We start from the raw sequence: 27,000 nt of genomic DNA on the forward strand, positions 1-27,000 counted from the left end.
CTACCCCCGGTGGGCGGTCAGGTACTCGTCGAGGACGGGGCCGACGACGGCGAGGACGTCGGGTTCGATCATCTGGTTGTGTTCGCAGTCCACCTCGACCTCGCGGATGCCGCCGGTGACGGCGTCCCGCCACTCCTGCGGCGAGTGGTCGCCGTCGGCCGACCGGGCGGCGCGGAAGAACAGCATGTCGCCGTCGAACACGTCGGGGGTGAAGCTGCGCATGATCCGGGCCGAATCGGTGAAGCCGGCGTTGATCCGCTGCAGGTGGTCGGCGGTCAGGCCGGTGCTCTGCCCGAAGGACTCGTCGAGCAGCTCGACGGCCCGCTCGTACGTCAGGGCGGCGCCGTTCGCATCCGGCAGGTCGAGACCGAGACCGTGCAGCAACTCCCCGACGGTCAGGCTGTCGGGGGTGTCCTCGTCGAACCCGACGTAGCTGTCCATGATCGCCAGCGTCGCGACCTGCTCGCCGCGGGCGCGCAGTTCCACCGCGATCGCGTGGGCGAGGACGCCGCCGAGCGACCAGCCGAGCAGGTGGTACGGGCCGTGCGCCTGCACCGCGACCATTTCCTGCACGTAACGGTGCGCGAGTTCCCGAACCGACGTGAAGTGCGGTCCGCCGCTGATGACGGGCAGCTGCAGACCGTACGCGGGACGGTCGCCGGACAGATGCCGGATCAGGCCGGCGTAGCCCCACGACAGCCCGATCCCGGGGTGGATGCAGAACAGCGGCGACTTGCTGCCCTGGGTGCGCAGCGGGATCACGACACTCAGCGCCTCGTCCACCGGCGCCGCCCGACCGGGCTCGTCGAGGGCGAGGGCGATGCCCCGCGGCGTCGGATCCAGGAACACCGCCTGCAGCGGCAGCCGCAACCCGAGCCGGGACTGGATCTCGGCGACCAGCTGCGTCGCGACGATGGAGTTTCCGCCGAGATCGAAGAAGCTGTCCGCGACGCCGACCCGGTCCACGCCGAGCACCCGTTCGAACACGTCCGTGACGGTGCGTTCGGTCGCGGTCCGCGGCGGCTGGTACAGGTCGGCGCGGGACCCGAACTCCGGTGCGGGCAGGGCCCGGCGGTCGAGCTTGCCGACCGGGGTCATCGGCACCCGGTCCAGGACCGTCACCGCCGCGGGCACCATGTGTGCCGGCAGCCGGGCGGCGGCGTAGGCGCGGATCTCCCCCGGATCCGGGCTGATCCCGTCGGTGCCGACCACGTAGGCGGCGAGCATCGTCGCCCCGGACGGCGCGGTGTAGCCGATCGTCGCGGCGAACGTGATCGCCGGGTGCCCGGCGAGGACGGTGTCGATCTCGCCGAGCTCGATGCGGAACCCGCGGACCTTGACCTGGAAGTCGCTGCGGCCCAGGTACTCCACGACGTATCTCGTCGCCTCGCCGTCCCCGGCCGCCCTCGGACCGTCGCCGTGGGGCATCCGCCACCGCACGATGTCGCCGGTGCGGTACATCGTGGCGCCGGGATCGCCGAACGGGTTGGCGACGAACCGGCCGGCGGTCAGGCCCGGGCGGTGGTGGTAGCCGCGGGCCAGGCCCGGCCCGGAGATGTACAGCTCGCCGGGAACGCCGACCGGGACCGGCTGCAGGCGGGTGTCGAGGATCATCTCCTCGAACCCGGTCGCCGGGCGGCCGATGTTGACGACCTCGCCGGCGCTCATCGCGTCGCTGACGCTGGCCTGGATGGTCGTCTCGGTGGGGCCGTAGCCGTTGAACATCCGACGGCCCGGCTCCCCGGAACTCGGGGATTTCGGCGCAGCCCACTTGGCGACCAGTTCGGGCGGGCAGGCCTCACCCGCGACCGCGAGGACCTTCAGCTGCCCGAGCCCGACGTCCTCCATCGACGACAACGCGGTCGGGGTGATGAACGCGTGGGTGACGCCCTCGCGGCGGAGCAGGTCGGCGAGCTCGGTGCCGCCGAAGACGGTCGGCGGGACGATCACGACGCGGGCGCCGGCGCTGAAGGCCATCATCAGCTCGAACACCGATGCGTCGAAGCTCGGCGACGCCAGGTGCGAGACCCGAGACTGCGGCACCACCTTGAAGCGGTCGTGTTCCTCGGCGGTGAGGTTCGCGATGCCCCGGTGGGTGACGATGACACCCTTCGGCAGGCCGGTGGAGCCCGACGTGTAGATCAGGTACGCCGGGTGCGCCAGGTGCAGCGGGGTGGCGCGGTCGGCGTCGGTGACGGGTGCGGCGGAGATCGACGCCAGCTCGCGGTCGACGTCCTCGTCGAGGACCAGCCACGGCACCGTGTCCGGGAGCCGGTCGCGCCGGCCGGGGACGGTCAGGCCGAGGATCGCGGCGGAGTCACGCAGCATGTACTCGATGCGCTCGCTCGGGTAGGTCGGGTCGACGGGCACGAACCCGGCGCCCGCCTTCGCGACCGCCCAGATCGCGGTGATCTCCTCCAGGGAGCGGGACAGGCCGAGCGCGACGAACGTCTCCGGTCCGACTCCGCGGGCGATCAGGGCGCGCGCCAGACGATTCGAGCGGTCGTCGAGTTCGCGGTAGCTGACCCGGCGGCCCTCGAACGTCATCGCGACCGCGTCCGGCTCGATCCGGGCCGCGTCCGAGAGCAGGTCCGGCCACAGCCGCGGCGTCCGGCCGGCACGGCCGTGGGCGGGTGCGTACTCGGCGAGTTCGGTGGCGCCGAGGATGCCGACGTCGCCGACCGCCCCGGCCGGGTCGGTGGTGACCGCACGCAGGATCCGGAGGAACCGGTCGGCGAGTGCGCGGATCGTCGGCGGGTCGAACAGGTCGGTGGCGAAGTCGAACGCGGCGGTCATCCCGGCCGGATTCCGGTCCTCGTCGAAGCGTTCGGCGAGGATCAGCTCCAGGTCCTCCTTCGCCACGCGCGTCGACAGGTCCAGCGCCTCCGCGGTCAGGCCGGGCAGGTCCAGTCGCGGCGACTCGGTGTTCTGGAATTCGAGGGACACCTGGAACAGCGGCGAGTACGCCGTCGACCGCGGCGGGTTGATCTTCTCGACGAGCAGTTCGAACGGCAGGTCCGCGTGCGCGAACGCGTCCAGGTCGAAATCGCGGACGTCGCGGAGCAGTTCGGTGAACGACGCCGACGCGTCGATCCGGGTGCGCAGCACCAGGGTGCCGACGAACATGCCGATCATCTCGTCGAGCGCGGCGTCGCCGCGGCCCGCGATCGGGGTCCCGATCGCGATGTCGTCGGTGTCGCCGAGCCGCGCCAGCATCAACGCGTACGCGGCGTGCACGGCCATGAAGACGGTGGCGCCCTGGCCGCGGGCCAGCTCGGTGAGGGCGCGATGCACGTCGGCGGGGACGGTGAACTCGACCCGATCGCCGCGCATCGTCTGCTGCAGCGGCCGCGGCCGGTCGGTGGGCAGCGCGATCACGTCCGGCAGCCCGTCGAGGGCGTCATGCCAGAACCGCCACTGCCGGTTGATCAGGGACCGTTCGTCGTCCTCGGAGCCGAGCACCCGATGCTGCCACAGGGTGAAGTCCGCGTACTGGGCGGGCAGCGGGCTCCACCGCGGTGCGTCGCCGGCACTGCGCGCCGCGTACGCGGTCATCACGTCGCGGGCCAGTGTCGCGAGCGAGAAGCCGTCCGCGCAGATGTGGTGCACCACCATCACGAGTGCGTGCTCGCGCGGCGCGACGCGGTACACCGCGGCCCGGATCGGTGCTCCGGCGGTGACGTCGAAACCGCGGGAGGCGAATTCGGCGATCCGCGGGGACAGTTCGCGTTCGGGCACCTCGACCTCGGAGAAGTCGGCCAGGGCGTCGGCGGTCGGCAGGATCTGCTGCGTCGGCTGACCGTCGACGACCGGGAACGCGGTCCGCAGCGACTCGTGCCGGTCGAGGACGTCGGCGACGGCGGCGTGCAGCGCGGTCACGTCGAGGTCGCCGGTCAACCGCACCGCCAGCGGGATGTTGTAGGCCGGCGAGGTGGTGTCGAACTGGTTGAGGAACCACATCCGCTGCTGCGCGAGCGAGATCGGGACGCGGTCCGGTCGCGGCCCGGCCGTCAGCGCCGGCCGGTCGTGGTCGCGCCCGCTCGCGTCGACCCAGCGCGCGAGGGACCGGGCCGTCGGCGCCTCGAACAGGGCACGCACCCCGACGGTGACGCCGAGGGCGGACGCCAGCCGGGCGGTGACCCGCGTCGCGATCAGGGAGTTGCCTCCGATGTCGAAGAAGTCGTCCAGGGCGCCGACCCGCTCGACCCCGAGGACCTCGGCGAAGACCGCCGCGACCGCCCGTTCGAGCGCGGTGGCCGGCGGCGTGTACTCGCCGGCGGGGGCGGTGAACGCCGGCTCCGGCAGCGCGGCGCGGTCCAGCTTGCCGACCGGGGTCAGCGGGATCTCGTCGAGGATGGTGATGCTGGTCGGGACCATGTGGCCGGGCAGCCGGTGCGCCAGCGCCGTCGTCAGTTCGGCCGCGTCGACCCGGTGCGCGGTCGCGGGCAGCACGTAACTGGCGAGCGCGGTGTCCCCGGACGGGCCGGCGACGGCGACCGTGACGGCGAACCCGACCCCGGGCTGCGCCATGATCGCGGTGTCGATCTCGCCGAGCTCGATGCGGAAGCCGCGGATCTTGACCTGGAAGTCGCTGCGCCCGAGGTACTCGAGTGCGTAGTCGCCGGTGTCGGCGGTGCGCGTCCACCGGACGACGTCGCCGGTGCGGTACATCCGCTCCCCCGGCGCGTACGGGTTCGCGACGAACCGGCTCGCGGTGAAGCCGGGACGGTTGTGGTAGCCGCGGGCCAGGCCGACGCCGCAGATGTACAGCTCGCCGGGTGCGCCGACCGGTACCGGCTGCAGGTGCGAGCCGAGGACCAGCTCCTGGACGCCGCGGATCGGGCCGCCGAGGGTGATCGGCAGGTCCGGGTTCATCGGCGCGCTGATGTTCGACATCACCGTCGTCTCGGTCGGGCCGTACGCGTTGTGCAGCAGCCTCCCCCCGCCTCGGGTGCTCGGGAGGGTCGGTGCGGCCCAGCGGGTCACCAGTTCCGGCGGGCACGCCTCGCCGCCGAACACGACGTGCGCGAACTCGTCGAGCCCGTCCGGGTCGACGGTCGCCAGCGCCGCCGTCGTCACGAACGCGTGGGTGACGTGTTCGGACTTGATCAGCTGCGCGAGTTCGGAGCCGCCGTACACGGTCGGCGGCGCGATCACCATCGTCGCGCCGGCACCGAACGCCTGCAGGTATTCGAACACCGACCCGTCGAAGCTCGGGGTGGAGAAGTGCAGGGTCCGGGAGCCGGGCGCCGCGCCGAACCGGGCGATCTGGTCGTGGGCGAAGTTGTCGAGGCCGGTGTGGGTGACGACGACGCCCTTCGGGGTGCCGGTCGATCCGGACGTGTACACCAGGTACGCGGCGTTCGTCAGCGCGATCGGGGCGACCCGGTCGGCGTCGGTGATCGGCGCGGCGGAGCGGGTGGCGCACCGCTCCGCGAACGCCGGGGCGTCCAGGTAGAGCCACGGCACCGAATCGGGCAACCGGCCGCGGTGCGCGGTGAGCGCGAGCCCGACGGTGGCACCGGAATCGGTGAGCATGTGCGTGATCCGCTCCGGCGGGTAGTTCGGGTCGACGGGCACGAACGCCGCCCCGGTCTTCGCGACCGCCCACATGCACAGCACCGAGGAGATCGAGCGGGCGATGCCCAGGGCGACGAACGACTCCGGTCCGGCACCGAGCGCGATCAGCACCCGCGCCAACTGGTTCGAGCGTTCGTCGAGTTCCCGGTAGGTGACCGTGACGCCGTCGGCGGTCAACGCGATCGCATCGGGGTCGAGCGCGGCCGCGTCGGTGAGGATCTGCGGCAGGATGCGCTCGGACGCGCCCGCGGTGCCTGCGACGGGCAGCAGGTCGGCGCGTTCGACGGCGTCGAGGGCGTGGGCCTGCGACACCCGGACGTCGGGTCGGTCGGCGAACAGTGCCAGCACCCGCTGCACCCGGTCCGCGATCCGCGCCACCTCGCCGCGCCCGAACGCGTCCGAGAACTCGAACTTCAGGTGCAGCCGGTCGCTTTCGGAGGCGACCAGGGCGAGCGGGTAGTGCGCCGAGTCGCGGCCGCCGATCCCGGCGACGCGCAGCCCGGCGATGTCGGTGTCCTCGGTGAGCCCGGCCCGGTCGATCGGGTACGACTCGAACACGGTCAGCGTGTCGAACACCGACCCCGGCCCGGCGGCCTTCTGGATCGCGGGCAGGCCGAGCAGGTGGTGATCGAGCAGGGTGGCCTGGTCCGCCTGCAGACGGTCGAGGAGTCCACCGAGGGTCAGGTGCGGGTCGAGGGTGACGCGCACCGGGATGGTGGTGATGAACAGGCCGACCATCGACTCGATGCCGGGGATCTGCGGCGGCCGTCCGGAGACGGTGGCGCCGAACACGACGTCGTCCCGGCCGGTCAGCGCGCCGAGCACGACACCCCAGGCGGCCTGCACGACGGTGTTGACGGTGATCCCGCGCCCGCGGGCGAGCTCACGCAGCCGGGCGGAGTCGTCGACGCCGAGATCCACCCCGTACTCGCGGGACCCCGCTGGAGCAGGCTGCCCGGGCTCGGCCGGAACGAGCAGCGTCGGGTCGGTCAGGTCGCCGAGGGTCTCGCGCCACACGGACGCCGACGCGCTCAGGTCCCGGCCGGCGAGCCACCGCAGGTAGTCGCGGTACGAGCGCACCCGCGGCAGATTCGACGCGTCACCGTCGGTGGCGTACAGCGTGAGCAGGTCCCGCACGATCAGCGGCATCGACCAGCCGTCGAGGAGGATGTGGTGGTTGGTCAGGACCAGCCGGTACTCCCCCGGTGCCATCGTCACCAGCAGCATCCGCAGCAGCGGCGGCACGGTCATGTCGAATCCGGCGGTCCGGTCGGCGTCGAGGATCGCGCCGAACTCGGCGTCCGCGGCGTCGCGGTCGAGCGCGGACAGGTCCGCGTGCGTCCACGGCAACCGCGCATGCGCGGGAACGACCTGCACCGCACCGTGGTCGCCGTCCTGCGTGAACGCGGCCCGCAGGTTCGGGTGCCGGTCGAGCAGGGCCTGCCCGGCGCGCCGCAGCCGGTCCGGGTCGACGATGCCGCTCAGGTCGATCGTCAACTGCACGACGTACGGGTCGACGGTGTGCTCGGTGAGCCGGGTGTGGAACAGCAGCCCGGACTGCAGCGGCCCGAGCGACCAGATCTCGGACAGGTCCGGGTAGCGGGTCTCGAGCCGGTCGATCGCGGGCTGGTCGAGGTCGACGAGGTCCACGTCGGACGGGGTCAGACCACCGGAGTCGGGATCGGCGGCGTGCCGCGCGACCGCGGTCAGTGCCTCGACCCACAGGTCGGCGAGCAGGGTGACCTCCTCCGCCGACAGCACCCCGGCCGGGAAGTCCCAGGTGGCGCGCAGGCGCGGGCCGTCGGGGCCCGCGAGGGTGACGGCGTTGACGTCGAGGACCGACGCGACCGGCAGGTCGGGGCCGGGAGTGTCGTCGAGGTCGACGTCGGTGACGGGCATCCAGCCGGCGTCGTCCGGGAGCGGCCGGCCACCCGCGAGGCGGCCGAGGTAGTTGAAGCTGACCTGCGGGGTGCGGGTGCCTGCCAGTGCCGAGTCGCCGGCGGCCGGATAGCGCAGCAGGCCGAACCCGATGCCGTGGCCGGGAACGGCGAGCAGTTGTTCCTTGACGGCCTTGATCGCGGCGCCGGCGGCGGGTCCCGCGTCGAACGCCTCGTCGAGGTCGATTCCGGTCAGGTCGAGGCGGACGGGATGGATCGTCGTGAACCAGCCGACGGTGCGGGCCAGGTCCGCGCCGGCCACCGCCTGCTCCTCGCGGCCGTGGCCCTCGAGGGAGACCAGCGCGTCGGTGTGGGTCTCGCCGCGGTCGGCGCGCCACCGGGTCAGGGCGAGCGCCAATCCGGCCAGCAGTCCGTCGCCGACACCGCCGCGGAACGACTCCGGTACCGCGGTCAGCAGCGACTCGGTGACGTCGGGCGGCACCTCGACGCGGACCCGCCGGGTCGTGCCGGCCACGTCGACGTCCAGGTCGAGGGGGCGGGACCCGAGCACCGGGTCGGGCCCGGCGAGAACGCCACGCCAGTAGTCGATCTCGTCGCTGCGGTCGATGTCGGCGAGCGCGTGCGCCCAGCGGCGCACCGACGTGCCGACCCCCGGCAGGTCGAGGTCGGCGGCAGCGTCGGTGGCCGCCGCCTCCGTGAGCCGCGCCCACGCGATCGCCAGATCCGGCACCAGCACCCGCCACGACACGCCGTCGACGGCGATGTGGTGCACGACCAGCAGCAGTCGGCCGGGACCGGCGGGCGGTTCGAACCACACCGCCTGCAGCATGATTCCGGCGTCGGGGCGGAGCCGGCCGGCGGCGTCGGCGAGGGCCTCGGACGCGCGCCGCTCGAACTCCGGGCCGGTGACCGAGGCGACCGGGATCCGGGTCAGCAGCGCGGCCGGGTCGACGGTCCCCGGTGCGGCCACCGTCACCGTCGCGGTGTCGCGGTCCAGGCGGGCGCGCAGCATGTCGTGCCGGTCCAGGACCGCGCCGAGGGTGCGTTCGAGCCGGTCGCGGTCGGCGCCGGCGGGCAGGGTCAGCAGCGCGGTCTGCGTGTAGCGGCCCAGGTCCCCGTCGCCGGCGCGGTCGAGCAGCCAGCGCACGATCGGGGTGGCCGGGAACTCGCCGACGCCGCCGCCCGGCAACTCCTCGAGAACCGGCCCGGTGTCGGTGGTGTGTTCGGCGACCGTCGCGAGCGCGGCGACGGTCTTGTGTTCGAACACCTGCCGCGGCGTGAGCAGCAGACCGGCGTCCTTGGCGCGGGCGACGAGCTGGATCGACATGATGCTGTCGCCGCCGAGCGCGAAGAACGCGTCGTCGACGCCGACCTGGTCGACGCCGAGCACCTCGGCGAACAGGGCGGCGAGCGTCGCCTCGGCCTCGGACGCCGGGGCGCGCCCGGCTCCCGCGAATTCCCCGAAGTCCGGTTCCGGCAACGCCTTCCGGTCGAGTTTGCCGTTCGCGGTCAGCGGCAGCCGGTCCAGTTCGACGAACGCGGCAGGCACCATGTGCGAGGCCAGGTCCGCGGCGAGGTGCTCGCGCAGCCCGACGCGGTCGAGCGCGGCACCCGGTTCGGGGACCACGTACCCGACCAGGCGGGTGCGGCCGGCGCCGTCGTCGTGGACGGCCGCGACCGCGGCCGCGACCCCCGGGAACCGCAGTGCGGCGGCCTCGATCTCGCCGAGTTCGATCCGGAAGCCGCGGATCTTGACCTGCATGTCGCTGCGGCCCAGGTATTCGAGCTGTCCGCGGTGGTTCCAGCGGGCCAGGTCGCCGGTGCGGTACATCCGCGCGCCGGGGACGCCGGACGGGTCGGCGACGAACCGGGCCGCGGTCAGGTCGGGCCGGCCCAGGTAGCCGCGGGTGACCTGGTCGCCGCTGACGTACATCTCGCCGACCACGCCGGGCGGAACCGGGCGCAGGCGCCGGTCCAGGATCGTCACCCGCAACGCGGGGATCGCCCGGCCGACGATGCTCGCCGACGACGACGCCGCGAGTTCCGCGGTGAGCGGCAGCCGGGTGACGTGCACCGTCGTCTCGGTGATGCCGTACATGTTCACCAGTTCCGGCGCCTGCGAGTCGTGCCGCGCGTACCACCGGCCGAGCTGCGCGAAGTCCAGGGCCTCGCCGCCGAAGATCACATACCGCAGCGCGGTGAGCAGGTCGGCGCCGCCCGCCGCCCGGTCCGCCTCCGCGAGCTGGTAGAACGCGGTCGGGGTCTGGTTGAGGACGGTGACCCGTTCCCGTTCGAGCAGGTCGAGGAACTGCTCCGGGGAGCGGGCGGTGTCGTGGTCGACGACGACGAGCCGGCCGCCGTGCAGCAGCGGACCCCACAGTTCCCACACCGAGAAGTCGAACGCGTACGAGTGGAACATCGTCCACACGTCCGCGGACCCGAAATCGAAGGTGTCGCGGGTGTTCTCGAACAGCGTCATCACGTTGCGGTGGCCCACGAGGACGCCCTTGGGGCGGCCGGTGGAGCCGGAGGTGTAGATGACGTACGCGGTCGCGGCCGGGGTCAGCGGTGCGGTCCGGTCGGCGTCGGTGACTTGTGCGGGTGACGCGGCCGCGAGTCGTGCGCCGACGTCCGGGTCGTCGAGCAGGACGGTCGGCACGTCGCTGTCGGGGACCCGGTCGACGTCGGAGGCGACCGAGAGGGTGCACACCGGCCCGGCGTCGGCGAGCATGAACGCCAACCGGTCCGGCGGGTAGCTGACGTCGAGGGGCAGGTAGCCGGCGCCGGACTCGACCACCGCGAGCAGCGCCACCACCAGGTCGATGCCGCGTGGGAGCGCCACCGCCACCAGGGTTTCCGGCCCGGCGCCGAGGTCGATCAGCACGCGGGCGAGGCGGTTCGCGCGCGCGGCGAGATCCGCGTACGAGACGGTGTCCTCGCCGAACGTCACGGCGGGCGCGTCCGGGGTGGCGGCCGCGGCCGCGGCGAACGCGTCGGCGAGGGTGATCGCCGGGGCGCTCCTGCCGGGCAGGTTCCACTCGGTCACCATCGCGTCGCGTTCGGTGTCCGTGCACAGGTCGAGGTCGCCGACCGGACGATCCGGGTGCCTGTTGACGTCCGTCAACAGGCGGCCGAAGCGGTCCGCGATCGTGGCCGCGGTCCGGGCGTCGAAGACGTCGGTCGCGTAGGTCAGGGCGCCGGTCATCCCGGCGGGGCTGCCGTCCGCGGCGAACGACTCGGCCAGGGTCAGCTGCAGGTCGAACTTCGCGACCGGCAGGTCCGGCTCGACCGCCGTGACCGTCAGCCCGGGCAGCGCGAACGACGGCAGTTCGTTGTTCTGGAACTCGATCAGCACCTGGAACAGCGGCGTGTGGCTGGTGGAGCGGTCCGGGGCGAGCTCGTCGACCAGCACCTCGAACGGCAGGTCGGTGTTCTCGAACGCGGCGACGTCGCGGGCCCGCAGGTCCCCGACCAGGTCCCGGAACGACTGCTCCGGCGGCACCGGGCTGCGCAGCACGAGTGTGCCGACGAACATGCCGACCATCTCGTCGAGCGCCGCGTCTCCGCGGCCGGCGACCGGGGTGCCGATCGCGAGATCGTCGGTGCCGGTGAGCTTCGCCAGCAGCACCGCCAGCGCGGCGTGCATCGTCATGAACATCGTCGCCCCGCGGGTGTGCGCGATCTCGGTGAGGGCGCGATGGGTGCCTGCGTCGATGCGCAGCGGGACGCGGTCGCCGCGCATCGTGCGTGCGACGGGCCGCGGCCGGTCGGTGGGCAGCGCCAGCACCTCCGGCAGACCGGCGAGTTCCCGGGTCCAGAACGCGAGTTCGGTCGCGTGCCGCGACGACGGGTCGGCGGCGTCGCCGAGCAGGTCCCGCTGCCACAGCGCGAAGTCGGCGAACTGCACGTCCAGGGGGTCGCGCACCGCGGCGTCCCCGCCGACCCGCGCCTGGTAGGCCACCATCACGTCCCGGGCCAGCGGGGCCATCGAGAAGCCGTCCGCACAGATGTGGTGCACGACGATCGCGAGTACGTGGTCGTCGGGCGCGAGGCGCAGCAGGGCGACCCGGACCGGGACCGCGGCGGTGACGTCGAAGCCGGTCCCCACGAACTCCGCCAGGCGGGCCCGCAGGTCGGCCTCGGTGACGTCGTGGACGGGCAGCTCCGTCGTCGCCTCGTCGACCGGCACGATCACCTGCTCGGGTTCGCGGTCGGCACCGAGCGGGTACACGGTGCGCAGCGACTCGTGCCGCTCCTGCACGTCGCGCAGGGCCGCGGTGAGGGCGTCGACGTCCAGGTCGCCGGACAGCCGGACCGCCAGGGGGATGTTGTACGCGGGCGAGGTCGTGTCGAACTGGTTGAGGAACCACATCCGCTGCTGCGCGGGCGAGAGCGGCAGCCGGGCGGGTCGGGGTCCGGCGAGGAGCGGCGGCCGGTCGGCGCCCGTGTCCACGTCGGCCAGCGCGTGCGCCAGGTCGCGCACGGTGCCCGCCTCGAACAGGGTCCGCACGCCGACGGTGGTGCCGAGCGTGGCGCCGAGCCGTGCGGCGACCCGGGTCGCGATCAGCGAGTTGCCGCCGAGCGAGAAGAAGTCGTCGTCGGCGCCGACCCGGTCCAGTCCGAGGACGGCGGCGAACACGTCCGCGACGGTCTGTTCGAGCGGTGTCGACGGCGGAATATATTGTGCCGCACCGAAATCGGGGGCGGGCAGGGCGGACCGGTCCAGCTTGCCGACCGGGGTCAGCGGGATCGCGTCGAGGAACGTGACGGATTCGGGGACCATGTGGGCGGGCAGCCGGCCGCGGACGAACTCGCGGATCGCGGTGGCCGTCGGGCGGGGGTCGGCGGTGGTGACGTAGGCGGCGAGGTGCGTGTCGCCCCCGACCTGGTGGGCGACGGTGACCGCGAAGTCGATGTCCGGGTGTGCGGCGACCGCGGAGTCGATCTCGCCGAGCTCGATCCGGAAACCGCGGATCTTGACCTGGAAGTCGCTGCGGCCCAGGTACTCGATCGCGTAGCTGCCGGTGCGGTCCGGTGCCCAGCGGACCAGGTCCCCGGTGCGGTACATCCGCTCCCCCGGCTCGCCGTACGGGTTCGCGACGAAGCGGCCGGCGGTGAAGCCGGGCCGGCCGTGGTAGCCGCGGGCGAGGCCGGGGCCGCACAGGTACAGCTCGCCGGGCACCCCGGCGGGCACCGGCTGCAGCCGCGAACCCAGCACCACCACGGACACTCCGAGCAGCGGTCCGCCGATCCCGACCCGCTCCCCGGGTTCCAACGGGTCGCTGATGGCGACCATGATCGTCGCCTCGGTCGGTCCGTAGCCGTTGAAGAACCGGCGGGGATGCGGGGTGCCGGGTGTGACTCCTCGGGGACTCGGCACGGTGGGTGCCGCCCAGCGGGCGACCAGCTCGGGCGGGCAGGCCTCACCGCCGACCATGACCGACTCGAACTCGTCCAGCCCGGAGGGGTCGACGGACTCGAGGCCGGCGGTGGTGACGAACGAGTGGGTGACGTGTTCGCGCGCGATCAGGTCGGCGAGTTCGGCGCCGCCGTACACGGTCGGCGGGACGATGACCATCGTCGCGCCGGGACCGAACGCGAGGAGGTAGTCGAGGACCGATCCGTCGAAGCTCGGCGACGCGAAGTGCATCGTGCGGCTGTGCCGGTCCGCGCCCATCCGCTGCTGCAGTTCGTGGGCGAAGTTGTCGAGGCCGCGGTGCGGGACCACGACACCCTTCGGGGTGCCCGTCGACCCGGAGGTGTAGATGACGTACGCGGCGTGGTCGAGCCGCAGCGGCGCCCGGCGGTCGGCGTCGGTGATCGGCGCCGCCGACACCGACGCGAGCAGGTCGGCGGTGTCGGCGGCGTCGTGGACGAGCCAGACCGTCTCGCCGGGCAGCCGGTCGACGGTGGCCGCGTCGGTGACGCCCAGGACCGCGCCGGAGTCGGTGAGCATGTGCGCGACCCGGTCCGGCGGGTAGTGGGGATCGACCGGCACGAACGCGGCACCGGACTTGGTGATCGCCCACATCGCGGTCACCGACTCGATCGACCGCGGCAGGCACAACGCGACGGGCGTGTCGGGGCCCGCGCCGTTGGCGATCAGCAGCCGTGCCAGCCGGTTCGACGTCTCGTCGAGCTCCCGGTAGCCGACCGACCGGTCGCCGCTGCGCAGCGCGATCGCGTCGGGGTCGATCGCGGCGGCGTCGGCGAGGATCTGCGGCAGGGTCCGCCGCGGCGTGGCGGGGGCACCGCGCGCCGGGACCAGGTCGGCGTGTTCGCGGTCGGAGAGCAGCCGCAGCCGCGCCAGCGGCAGGTCCGGGGTGTCGACGAGGGCGCGCAGGACCCCGGCGATCCGGTCCCCCAGCCGGTGCACGAGCGCGGCGTCGAACAGTTCCGGCGAGAACGCCAGCGTCAGGGTCAGGGCGTCGTCGTCGCCCGCGATCAGCGCCAACGGGTAGTGCGCGGCGTTCGCGGTGTCGTGGACGCCGGTCACGTGCATGCCGGCGATGTCGGTGTCGGCGGTCAGCGCGTCCCGGTCGATCGGGTACGACTCGAACACGGTGAGGGTGTCGAACACGGCACCCGGCCCGGCGGCGGTCACGATGTCGGAGAGCCCGACGTGGTGGTGGTCGAGCAGGGCGGACTGCTCGGACTGCAGTCGGGCCAGCAGCCCGGCGAGCGTGTCGTGGGGGTCGAGGGTCACCCGCACCGGCAGGGTGTTGATGAACAGGCCGACCATCGACTCGATGCCGGGGATCTGCGGCGGCCGGCCGGCGACGGTGCCGCCGAACACGACGTCGTCGCGTCCGGTCAACTCCGCCAGCACGATTCCCCAGGCGGCGCGGATCATCGTCGACATCGTGACGTCGCGTTCGCGGGACAGCGCGCGCAGCCCCCAGGTGACGTCGGTGCCGAGGTCGACGGCGATCTCGTCGGCCGTCGCGGGGGGCGTGGTCCCGTGATCGAGCAGCGTCGGATCGGTGGCCCCGGCCAGGGCCTGCTGCCACGCGGCGAGGGACTGCTCGACCGGCCGGCGCGACAGCCACGTCAGGTAGTCGCGGTACGGCTGGACCCGCGGCAGCGGGCCCGCGTCGCCGTCGGTGGCGTACAGGGTGAGCAGGTCCCGCAGCACCAGCGGCATCGACCATCCGTCGAGCAGGATGTGGTGGTTGGTCAGCACGATCCGGTGCTCGTCGGCGCCGGTGCGCACCATCGTGATCCGCAGCAGCGGCGCGGTGTCCATGGCGAAGCCGCGGGCCCGGTCCTCGTCCGTCAGCCGGGCCAGCGCGCGGTCCCGCTCGGCGGCGGGCAGATCGCCGAGATCGACCTCGGCCCACGGCAGGTCGACCCGGCGGTGCACGATCTGGACGGGCCGGCCGCCGTCGTCGGTGACGAACGCGGTCCGCAGGTTCGGATGCCGGTCCAGCAGCGCCTGCCCGGCCCGCCGCACGCGTGCCGGGTCCGCGCCCCGCACCTCGAGGGTCAGCTGCACGGTGTAGGAGTCGACCGCGCGGGTGCCGACCGAGCCGGGCGTCTGGGCGGCGTCGGCGTGGTACAGCAGTCCGGACTGCAGCGGCGAGAGCGACCAGATGTCCTGCAGGCCCGGGTGGCGGGCCTCGAGCCGGTCGATCGTCGGCTGGTCGAGGTCGACGAGGTCGACGTCGGAGGGGGTCAGTCCGCCGGCGTCGGGGCCGGCGGCGTGCCGGGCCAGCGCGGTCAGCGCCTCGACCCACAGGCCGGTGATCTCGTCGACCTGCTCGGCGGTCAGGACACCCGACGCGTACGCCCAGGTCGCCCGCAGCTGCGGGCGGTCCCCGACCAGGGTGGTGACGGCGTTCACGTCGAGCGTCGACGCGATCGGCAGGTCCCGGTCCTGGACGCGCTGCAGGTCGACGTCGGCGGACGGCGTCCACCCCGTCGCCGGACCCTCCTCGGTGAGGTCGGCGGCGATCCGCCCGAGGTAGTTGAAACTGACCTGCGGGGCGGCGAAGTCGGCGAGTTCCGCGCCGGCCTCGGGGTCGAGGTAGCGGAGCATCCCGTAACCGACGCCGTGGTCGGGGATCGCGAGCAGCTGTTCCTTGACGGCCTTGATCGCGGCGCCCGCGGCCGGACCGCCGGCGAACGTGTCGTCGAGGTCGACGTCGGGCAGGTGCAGGCGCAGCGGGTGGACGGCGGTGAACCAGCCGACGGTCCGGGACAGGTCCGCGCCGCCGACAACCTGGTCCTCGCGGCCGTGGCCCTCGATTCCGATCAGGGTGCCGCCGTCGGCGGGCTGCCCGTGGCGGCGCCGCCACCGGGTCAGCGCCATCGCCAGCGCGGTGAGCAGCCCGTCGGTGACGGTGCCGTGGTAGCGGTCCGGGACCGTGGTCAGCACCGCGGCACTCACCTCGGCGGGCAGTGCGACGGTGACGCGGCGCACGGTGTCCTCGACGTCGACGGCCGGGTCGAGCGGCCGCGACCCCAGCAGCGGGTCCGCACCGGAGTGGACCGCGCGCCACAACGCCAGTTCGTCGCGGCGGCCCGGCGCGGCGTCGACCAGGGCGTGTGCCCAGCTGCGCATCGAGGTGCCGACCTCGGGCAGGGTCGGGGCCTGCCCGGCGGTCATCTGCGCCCACGCGGTCGCCAGGTCCGGCACCAGCACCCGCCACGAGACGCCGTCGACCACCAGGTGGTGCACGACGATCAGCAGACGGTCCTCACCGGTCGTGGACTCGAGCCACACCACCTGGACCATCACGCCACCGGCCGGGTCGAGTCGGTCCTGGGCGTCGTCGAGGACCGCGAGGGCCGCGTCGGTGTACGCGGGGGTGCCGGGTGCGGCGTCGATCGCGACGCGACGAACGCAGGTCGCGGCGTCGACCGCCCCCACCGGGCGCGCCTCGAGCACCGCCCCGCCTGCGGCGTCGTCGTCGTACCGCAACCGTGCGCGGAGCATGTCGTGCCGGTCGAGCACGGCCTGCACGGTCGCGATCAGCGGCTCGATCGTCGTCAGGTGCTGCGGCGCGCGCAGCAGCGTCGGCTGCGACATCCGGTCGAACGCGCCCCGGTGACCGGCGCGCTCGAGCAGCCACCGCACGATCGGGGTCGCCGGCACGTCGCCGACCCCGCCGCCGGGCAGTTCCTCGAGCACCGCGGTCTCGGCGTCGCCGGTCTGCGCGACCGCGGCGAGTGCGGCAACGGTCTTGTGCTCGAACACCTCTCGCGGCGACAGGTACACCCCGGCCGCCTTGGCGCGGGCGACGAGCTGGATCGACATGATGCTGTCGCCGCCGAGCGCGAAGAACGAGTCGTCGGCGCCGACCTCGTCGACCCCGAGGACGTCGGCGAACAGCTCGGCGAGGACGGTCTCGGTGGGGCCGGTCGGGGCGCGGCGCGTGGTGGTGCGTCGGGTGAAGTCGGGTGCAGGCAACGCGCGACGGTCGAGTTTGCCGACCGGGGTGACGGGCAGTTCGGTCAGCACCATCAGGGTGGCGGGGACCATGTACGGCGCGAGCTGGGTGCCTGCGAACGTGAGCACCTCGGCGACGTCGACGATCGGCGCGACCGCCTCGTCCGGCACCACGTAGCCGACGAGCCGGGAGCGGCCGGTGTCGTCGGTGTGCGCGGTCACCACGGCGCGGGCGATCGACGGGTGCCGCATCAGCGCGGACTCGATCTCGCCGAGCTCGATCCGGAACCCGCGGATCTTGACCTGGAAGTCGCTGCGGCCCAGGTACTCCAGCTCCGCGGTGGCCTCCCCGGTCGCCTCGTCCGCCCGGACCGCGGTCCAGCGGACCAGGTCGCCGGTGCGGTACATGCGGCCGCCGGTGAACGGGTCGGCGACGAACCGTTCGGCGGTGGTGCCGGGGCGGTTGCGGTAGCCGCGCGCGACCGCGGGCCCGGTGACGTACAGCTCGCCGGTCACCCCGATCGGCACCGGGTGCAGGCGGTCGTCGAGGACGACGACCGCGGCACCGGTCGGTGGCCGGCCGATCGTGACCGGGACGTCCGGGGTCATCGGTCCGGTCACGGCCGCGACGACGGTGGCCTCGGTCGGGCCGTACGCGTTGAACAGGCTCCGGCCGGGACGGGTCCACTGCCGGACCAGTTCCGGCGGGCAGGTGTCGCCGCCGGTGACGACGGAGACGAGGGCGGGCAGGTCGTCGGGGTCCACCGACGCCAGCGCGGCCGGGGTGACGAACGCGTGGGTGACGCGTTCGCGGCGCAGCAGCGCGGTCAGTTCCGTGCCGCCGTACATCTGCGGGGGCGCGACGACCATCGTCGCGCCCGACCCGACGGCCAGCAGCAGCTCCAGGATCGACGCATCGAAGCTCGGCGACGAGAAGTGCAGCGTCCGCGACCGCGCGGTGACACCGAAGCGGACGCGTTCGTCCTCGGCGAGGTTCGCCAGTCCGCGGTGGGTGACCACCACACCCTTCGGCACACCCGTCGACCCGGACGTGTAGATCAGGTAGGCCGGGTGGTCGAGACGCAGCGGCGCGGTCCGGTCGCGGTCGTCGATCGGGGCGGCCGACATGCCGTCGACGGCGAGGGCGGTCAGCTGGTCGTCGAGCGCCAGGCACGCGATGTCGCCGGGCACGATCTGCCGGTACTGCGCCAGCGTGACCGTCAGCGCCGCACCGGAGTCCTCGAGCATGTGCAGGATCCGGTTCCGCGGGTACGTCGGGTCGACCGGCACGAAGGCGGCGCCGGTCTTGGCGACCGCCCACACCGCGAGGATCGACGGCAGCGACCGCGGCAGGGCGAGCGCGACCACGGTTTCGGGTCCGGCGCCGAGCCCGATCAGCATCCGGGCCAACCGGTTCGACTGTTCGTCGAGCTGGTGGTAACGGAGTTCGCCGTCGCCGACGGCGGCGATGTCCAACAGCGCCGCCCCGGCGGAACCGTTCCACGGTTCGGCGACGACGGCGACGCCGTCCGGGTTCGCGGCCGCCGCCGCGGACAGCAGGTCCGGGAGCATCCGCGGCGGTACCGGGTCCGGGCCCGGCACCGGGGTCAGTGCGCTCGCGGTGGCCGGGTCGAGGATCTCGATGTCGCCGACCGGGGCGTCGGGGTCCGCGGTGACGGCGGCCAGGACGCGCCGCAGCCGCCGGGACAGTTCCTCGATCGTGGCCGGTTCGAACAGGTCGGACGCGTAGGTGAATCCGGCGGCGATGCCGGCCGGCGCATCGGTGTCGTCGAACTGTTCGGTGCAGGTCAGCTGCAGGTCGTAGTTCGCGATCTCGGTGCCCAGGTCCAGTGCGGACACCGACAGCCCGGGCAGCTCGAGGCGGGGCCGCTCGTTGTTGCGGAACTCGAACATCACCTGGAACAGCGGCGAGTGCGCGGTGCTGCGTTCCGGGGCGAGCGCGTCGACGAGCCGCTCGAACGGCAGGTCGGAGCGGTGGAACGCCTGCAGGTCGGTCTCCCGGATCGCGGTGAGCAGCTCGGTGAACGACGTCTCGGGCGGCACCTCGCTGCGCAGCACCAGCGTGTTGACGAACATGCCGACCATGTCGTCGAGTTCGGGTTCGCCGCGTCCGGCGATCGGCGTGCCGACGGCGATGTCGGTGGTGCCGGTGGACCGGGCGAGCAGGACCGCGAGTGCGGCGTGCATCGCCATGAACACGGTGGTGCCGCGTTCACGGGCGGTCGCCACGAGCCGGTGGTGCAGGTCGGCGCCGATGTCGAAGGCGAGCGCGGAGCCGCGGAGCGACTGGGTGGCCGGTCGCGGCCGGTCCGTCGGCAGCGGCAGCAGGTCCGGCAGCCCGTCGAGGGTCCGCGTCCAGTACGCCAGCTGTTCGGCGATCAGTGCGGCCGGGTCGCCGGGGTCGCCGAGGACGTGGCGTTGCCACAACGCGTAGTCGGCGTACTGCACCGGCAGCGGCGTCCACTGCGGCACCAGCCCGGCGGTGCGGGCGCCGTAGGCGGCCATCACGTCGCGGGCCAGCGGGGCCATCGAGAACCCGTCGGCGCTGATGTGGTGGACGACGATGACCAGGACGTGCTCGTCGTCGGCCGGGCGCAGCAGCCGGGCCCGCAGCGGCGCCGCGGTCGTGACGTCGAATCCGGTGCCGGTCAGTTCCGCGATCCGGGCAGGCAGGTCCGCGGCAGGCACCGGCTCCGGCGTCAGATCCGGGGTCACCGCGTCGGCGGGCAGGACCTCCTGGGCGGGTTCGCGCCCGACCAGCGGGAACCGGGTGCGCAGCGCCTCGTGCCGGTCGAGGACGTCCGCGACCGCGGCCTGCAGGGCCCCCGTGTCGAGGGCACCGGACAGCCGGATCGCGATCGCGATGTTGTAGGCCGGGGAGGCGGTGTCGAACTGGTTGACGAACCACATCCGCTGCTGCGCCAACGCGATCGGCACCGGGTCCGGGCGGTCCGCGGCCCGCAACGGCGGCCGGTTCGCCGCGGCCGCGATCCCGGACTCCACCCGCAGCGCCAGCGTCGCGACGGTCGGCGCGTCGAACACCTCGCGGACACCGATGTGCCCGCCCAGGGCGCTGTTGGCCCGGGCGACGAGGCGCGCCGCGATCAGCGAGTTTCCGCCGAGGTCGAAGAAGTTGTCGTGGACGCCGACGCGGCGCATCGTGGCGACACCGTCGCGCGGCATCGACAGCAGGTCGGAGACGGTCGAGCAGAGGATCTCCTCGACCGGGTTGCGGGGTCCGACGAATTCGGCGGACGACACCAGGAATTCGGGTTCCGGCAGGGCCCGGCGGTCGAGCTTGCCGGACGGGCCGAGCGGGAACTCGTCGAGGACGATGATCTGGGCCGGCACCATGTACGCGGCCAGTTCGCCGGCCGCGGCGGCCCGCACGGCCGCCGGGTCGACGGCGATGCCGGGCTCGGCGACGACGTACCCGATCAGCGACTCGCCGGTGATGTCGTCGCGGTGGGTGAGGACCACGGACTGCGCGACCCCCGGTGCCGCGAGCAGCGCGGCCTCCACCTCCCCCAGCTCGATCCGCTGGCCGCGGAGCTTGACCTGGAAGTCGGTGCGGCCCAGGTACTCGAGCACCCCGATGCTGGGCCGGCCGGGGGCCCGGCTGGGCCGCTCCAGCCAGCGGACCACGTCGCCGGTGCGGTACATCCGCTCGCCCGGGCCGCCGAACGGGTCCGCGACGAACCGGTCGGCGGTCAGGTCGGGGCGGCCGACGTAGCCGCGCGCGACCTGCACGCCGGCGAGGTACAGCTCGCCGCGGACCCCGACCGGGACCGGGTGCAGCCGGGAGTCGAGGACGTAGAGGCGGGTGTTCCACACCGGTGCGCCGATCGGCACGGTGACCGTGTCGGCGGCCGAGGTCTCCCACGCGGTGACGTCGACGGCCGCCTCGGTCGGGCCGTACAGGTTGTGCAGGGCGGCACCGCACAACCGGCGGAACGTCTCGGCGGTGGTGGGCGGCAACGCCTCACCGCTGCAGAACACCCGCCGCAGCCCGGCGCAGTCGTCGGGGCGGGCGGCGGACAGGAACGTCGCGAGCATCGACGGGACGAAGTGCACGGTCGTGACGTGCTCGGCGGCGATGGTCCGCGACAGGTAGTCGGGGTCGCGGTGCCCGTCGGGGGCGGCGACGACCAGGCGGGCGCCGGTCATCAGCGGCCAGAACAGCTCCCACACCGACACGTCGAACGTGACCGGGGTCTTCTGCAGCACCACGTCGGAGGTGTCGAGCGGGTAGGTGTCCTGCATCCACCGCAGCCGGTTGACGATGGCGCGGTGCGAGACGGCGACACCCTTCGGCCGGCCGGTGGAGCCGGAGGTGTAGATCACGTACGCGGCCGTGTCGGGCCGCACCACGGGCAGGGTGACCTCGGGTGCCGTCACCCCGTCCAGGCCGTCCAGCTCGAGCACGTCGACGCCCTCGGGCAGTTCCGGTCGGTGGGACGCGGTCGTGAGCACGCACACCGGTTCGGCGTTCTCGAGGACGTGCCGGGTGCGGGCCGGCGGGTGGTCCGGGTCGAGCGGCACGTACGCCGCGCCGGCGCGGACGACGGCGTGGATCGCGACCAGCAGCTCCTCCGAACGACGCAGCGCCACCGCGACCCGGGACTCCGGGCCGACCCCCCGCGAGACGAGCACGCGGGCGAGGTGGTCGACGCGTTCCGCGAACTCCGCGTAGGTGCGGCGGCGGTCCCCGAACACCAGCGCGACCGCGTCTGGAGTGCGGGCGACCTGCGTGTGCAGCAGTCCGGGCAGGGTGTCCACCGGGACGGCGGCGGCGGTGTCGTTCCAGTCCTGTACGACGCGACGCCGTTCGTCGGCGCCGACGAACGGCAGGTCCCCGACCACGGCCGCCGGGTCGGCGGCCACCGCCTCGAGCAGCCGGAGGAACCGGTCGGCCATCGCGGACATCGTGGTGTGCTCGAAGAGATCCAGGGCGTAGGCGAACTGGGTGTGCAGCTGGCCGGGTCGCCCGTCCTCGCCGGTGTGCTCGGTGGCGATCACCTGCAGGTCGAACTTCGCGGTGCCCGTGTCGACGTCGCGGATGTCCGCGGTCATGCCGGGCATCTCGAGATGCGCCTCTACCGCGCCCTGCAGCACGAGCATCACCTGGAACAACGGCGAGTGGGCGGTGGTGCGGGTCGGGTGCATCGCGTCGACGAGCGCCTCGAACGGCAGGTCCGTCTGCCCCATCGCGGCGAGGTCGTCGGCGCGGACCCGGTCGAGCAGGGCGGTGAACGGCTCCGCCGGATCGACCTGCGCGCGCAGCACCAGCGTGCCGACGAACATGCCGACGAGGTCGTCGAGTCCGGCCTCGCCGCGGCCCGACACCGGCGACCCGATCGAGATGTCGGTGTCGCCGCTCGAGCGGGCGAGCAGCACCGCCAGCGCGGCGTGCAGCACCATGAACAGGCTGGTGCCGTGGGCGTGCGCCAGGTCCTGCAGGCGGCCGTGCAGGACCGGGTCGACGGTGACGTCGACGGTCCCGCCGCGCATCGACGCCCGCGCGGGCCGCGGCCGGTCGGCGGGCAGCGCCAGCACCTCAGGTGCGCCCTCCAGCGCCGCGGTCCAGTACCGCAGCTGCCGCGCCATCAGGGAGTCGGGGTCGTCGGGGTCGCCGAGCAGGTCGCGTTGCCACTGCGCGTAGTCCGAGTACTGGACCGGCAGCGGCGCCCAGTCGGGGGCGTCGCCGGCGACCCGGGCCGTGTACGCGGTGAGCACGTCCCGGGCGAGCGGGCCCATCGACAGCCCGTCCGCCGCGATGTGGTGCACGACGAGCACCAGGATGTGCGTGGACTCCGAGACGCGCAGCAGGGTGGCGCGGAGCGGGATCGTCGCGGTCACGTCGAATCCGGCGGTCGCCAGCGCGCGCACCCGAGGTCGCAGCTCGTCGACGTCGACGTCGACCGGGGTCAGATCCGGGATGACATCGGCGGCAGGCAGCACCTGCTGCACCGGTCCGCTCGGGGTGTTCGGGAAGACCGTGCGCAGCGTCTCGTGCCGGGCGATCACGTCGCCCAGCGCCGCGGTGAGCGCCGCGACTTCGAGGGTGCCGGACAGGCGCACCGCGATCGGGATGTTGTAGACGGCCGAACGGGTGTCGAACTGGTTGACCACCCACATGCGCTGCTGCGCCATCGACACCGGCACCGGGCCGACCTGCGGTCGCGGCGCCAGTTCGGGTCGCGTCGGCGCCGCCGCGGCCCGGTCCGCGCGGGCGGCGAGGGTGGCGACGGTCGGCGCCTCGAACAGGTCCAGGACGCCCAGCGAGGTGCCGAGGGCGGCGTTGGTGCGGGCGACCACCCGGGTCGCGATCAGCGAGTCGCCGCCGAGATCGAAGAAGCTGTCGTCGACACCGACCCGCGGCGCCGCGAGCACGTCCGCGAACACCGCCGCGACCGTGGTCTCGGTGTCGGTGCGCGGCGGCCGGTACTCGGCGACCGGGGTGTCGAACCGGGGCTGCGGCAACGACTTCCGGTCCACCTTCCCGGCCGGCGTCAGCGGGATCTCGTCGAGCACGACGATCGTCGCGGGCACCATGTGCGCGGGCAGCGACTCGGCGGCGTGCGCCAGCAGGTCCGACTCGACGACGGTGGCGCCTGCGGCGGGCCGCACGTAGCCGACCAGGGCGACGTCGCCGGACGGGCGGGTGTGGCCGGTGGTGACCGCGAACGCGACGGTCGGATGGGCCCGCAGCACCGAGTCGATCTCGCCCAGCTCGATCCGGAAGCCGCGGATCTTGATCTGGAAGTCGCTGCGCCCCAGGTACTCCAGTTCGCCGACGTCGTTCCAGCGCACCAGGTCGCCGGTGCGGTACATGCGCCCGCCGGTGAACGGGTCCGCGACGAACCGCTCCGCGGTGGTGCCGGGCCGGCCCCGGTAGCCGCGCGCGAGACTCGGTCCGGTGACGTACAACTCGCCGGTCACCCCGACGGGAACCGGATGCAGACGCGAGTCGAGGACCATCGACCCGCTGCCGCGGGACGGCCCACCGATCGTGACCGGCGCCCCGGGCGCCAGCGGGGAACTGATCCCGGCGACGACGGTCGTCTCGGTGGGTCCGTACGCGTTGAACATGCGCCGGCCCGCCGCGGTACCCGGGGACGGCGGCGTCACCCACTGCCGCACCAGTTCCGGCGGGCAGACGTCGCCACCGGTCGCGACGCACACCAGGTCCGGCAGCGCGTCCGCGTCCACCGATGCCAGCGCGGCCGGGGTGACGAACGCGTGGGTCACGCGTTCGCGGCGCAGCAGCGCGGTCAACTCGGCGCCGCCGTAGATCGTGGGCGGCGCGACGACCATCGTCGCGGCCGACCCGACGGCCAGCAGCAGTTCCAGGATCGACGCGTCGAAGCTCGGCGACGAGAAGTGCAGCGTCCGCGCGTCCGGAGTCACCGCGAACCGCTGCCGCTGCTCCTCCGCGAAGTTCGCCAGGCCACGGTGGGTGACCACCACGCCCTTGGGCACACCGGTGGAGCCGGAGGTGTAGATCAGATAGGCGGCGTCGTCGAGCCGGGGCGGGTGCACCGGCGTGCCCTCGACCCCGGCGGGTGCGTCGAGGTCGAGCTCGTCGACGTCGACCCAGTCGACGACGGCGGGCAGCTGGTGCCGGTGGGCGCGCACCGTCAGGCCCAGCGCGGCACCGGAGTCGGTGAGCATGTGCTGGGTTCGGTCCGGCGGGTAGTTCGGGTCCACCGGGACGAACGCGGCCCCGCTCCTGGCGACCGCCCACAGCGCGGTCACCGACTCGACGGACCGGGCGATCGACAGTGCCACCACGGAACCCGGTCCGATGCCCCGGGCGACGAGCCGTGCGGCCAGCGCTCGGGACCGGCGGTCGAGCTCCCGATAGGTCACGGTCCGGTCACCGGCGACGACGGCGTCGTGATCCGGCTGCGCCGCGGCGGCGTCGGCGAGGATCCGGCCCAGGGTGCGGGGGGCGACGGCCTCCGGTCCCCACACCGGGGTCAGGGCCGTGGCCTCGGCGTCCGAGGTGATCGGCACGTCGCCGCACAGGGTCTCGGGATCCGCGGTGACCGCGGACAGCACCAGCCGGAGCCGCGTGACCAGGGCGGCGACGACCTCCGGTTCGAACACGTCGTTGGCGTGATGTGCGACGACCGCCGGCGCCCGACCGGGCGCGGCGGGCAGGAACTGCAGGACCAGGTCCGCGTCGGCGGGTTCGGTGTCCGGTGCGGTGATCGCGATCGGCAGGAAGGGAACGTCGAGCGATTCGGCCAGACGCGGGAAGGGGGTGCCGGCGTGGGCGGCGGCGCGGCGCTCGCGGGCGCTCGTGCGCAGGACGTGATCGGCGAACGTCACGACCGGGGAGAACTCGGTGCGGATCGGTACCGCATTCGTGGCGGCGGCGTCCGGCCCGTCGGGTGGCTTGTCGGCCGCGTGGGCGACGCTCGTGCTGATCGCGAATTCGTCTGCACCGGTAAGCCTTCCGACGAGAAGCGCGATCGCGGCGTGCACCACCGCGGCGGTGTCCACGCCGAGGTCGGCGGCCAGCGCCGCCACCGGGACCTGGTCCTGGACGTCGAACTCGAACTCCGTGGTGGTGTATCCCGGCTGGCGCAGGGTCGGGTGCGCGCCCGGCAGCACCGGCGCGGCGGGCAGTCCCGCGAGTTCCTCGCGCCAGAAGTCGAGGTCGGCGCTCTCGCGCAGGCGCACGGCGCCGACCTCGGCGCTGTCGCGGTGAATCGAGGCGATCGGGGTGTCGGGATGGGCCTCGAGGAGTTCCTCGGTGAGCGCGACGAAGTCCCGGTGATGCGTGCGCAACTCGTCGGCCCCGTAGCGGTTGGGGTTGCCGCGGAAGTCGACGAGAGTCCGCGCCGGGGAACCACTCTGGTAGATGTTCACCAGCAGGTCCTGCACCGGCCCGGACGTGACGATGTGGTACTCCCCGACCACCGACCCGAGGGTGATCTCCTGCCGGAACAGCATCACGTTGACCATCGGGCCGGTCAGACCCTGCCGCGCCCCGCCGAGCCCGGCGTCACGGCGGATGTCCTCGATGCTGCACCGCTGGTGCCGCAACGCCCCCATCAGTTCGAGCTGCACCCGCTGCACCAGGGAGCCGACGGTGTCGTCGTCGGCGACGGTGATCTTCAGCGGCGCGACGTTGACGAGCATGCCGCCGGAGCGCTGCAGGGGCGCGGTGGTGCGCGCCGACACCGGAAGATTGACGAGCACGTCGCGGTGACCCGTCATCCGCGAGAGGTAGCACGCGAACCCGGCGATCAGAACCGCCGCGGACGTGCCGCCGAGCAGGGTGTCGGAGTCGCCGAGCCGGTCGATGCCGGATTGTGACAATGCGGCGCTCTCGAGCCGGCTGCGGGCGGCCACCGGGCCCTCCCGCTGCGCCAGCGTCGACCCGGACTCGATGCCCTTGACGTGTTCGGCCCAGTACTCGCGGTCGGCGGTGAAGCGTGTCGACGTGCGGTACTTGACGTCGAGTTCGTACAGCTCCCGCAGGTCCAGTGCGCGGCTCGGTTCGGGCTCGACGCCCTTCGCGGCGGCCGTGTACAGCGCCGCGATCCGGTTCACCATCGTCATGCCGCTGTAACCGTCGAGCGCGACGTGGTGAATTCTGGTGTACCACAGGTAGTCCCGGTCCCCGACCTGCAGGATGGTCATCTCGACCAGCCGGTCGCGGGTCAACCGGATCGGGGTGACGTAGTCGCTGTCGATCCACGCGTGCGCGGCCGCCATCGGATCGCGTTCGGACCGGAAGTCGAAGAATCCGACCCGTGTGCCGACCGACGGGTCCACGATCTGCCGCGGTTCGCCGTCGATCTCGACGAGCGTGAGGAACGGTGACTGGAACTCGTATGCCGCGGTCACCGCCGCTTCACGCAGCAGGGACAGGTCCACCTCGCCGTGCAGTTCGACGTACTGGGCGATGAACGTGGGCACCGTCGGGCTGAGTTGCTGTGAGAACCACATGGACCGCTGCACGGCGGACAGCGGGAACGTGCCGGAAGAACCTGTCGGTGTGCTGCTGGCTTCCCGGGCCTGCGTCGCGTCTCGGCTGGGATCAACAGAGGAAGAATCCTTCATCGTAATCCTCACGCAAGGGAACAGTTGCGG

At 73.2% G+C, this 27,000-nt stretch carries 1 protein-coding gene; it reads right to left on the minus strand.

The annotated features are described in order from the left end of the window. Positions 1-26,970, minus strand: a complete 26,970-nt coding sequence (locus ABD951_RS24565) for a non-ribosomal peptide synthase/polyketide synthase (protein ID WP_345351667.1) — start codon at positions 26,968-26,970, stop codon at positions 1-3. Between the last annotated feature and the right edge of the window lie 30 nt (positions 26,971-27,000).

It is taken from the genome of Rhodococcus olei (genome assembly GCF_039540555.1).
Taxonomy (GTDB): Bacteria; Actinomycetota; Actinomycetes; order Mycobacteriales; family Mycobacteriaceae; genus Rhodococcus_G; species Rhodococcus_G olei.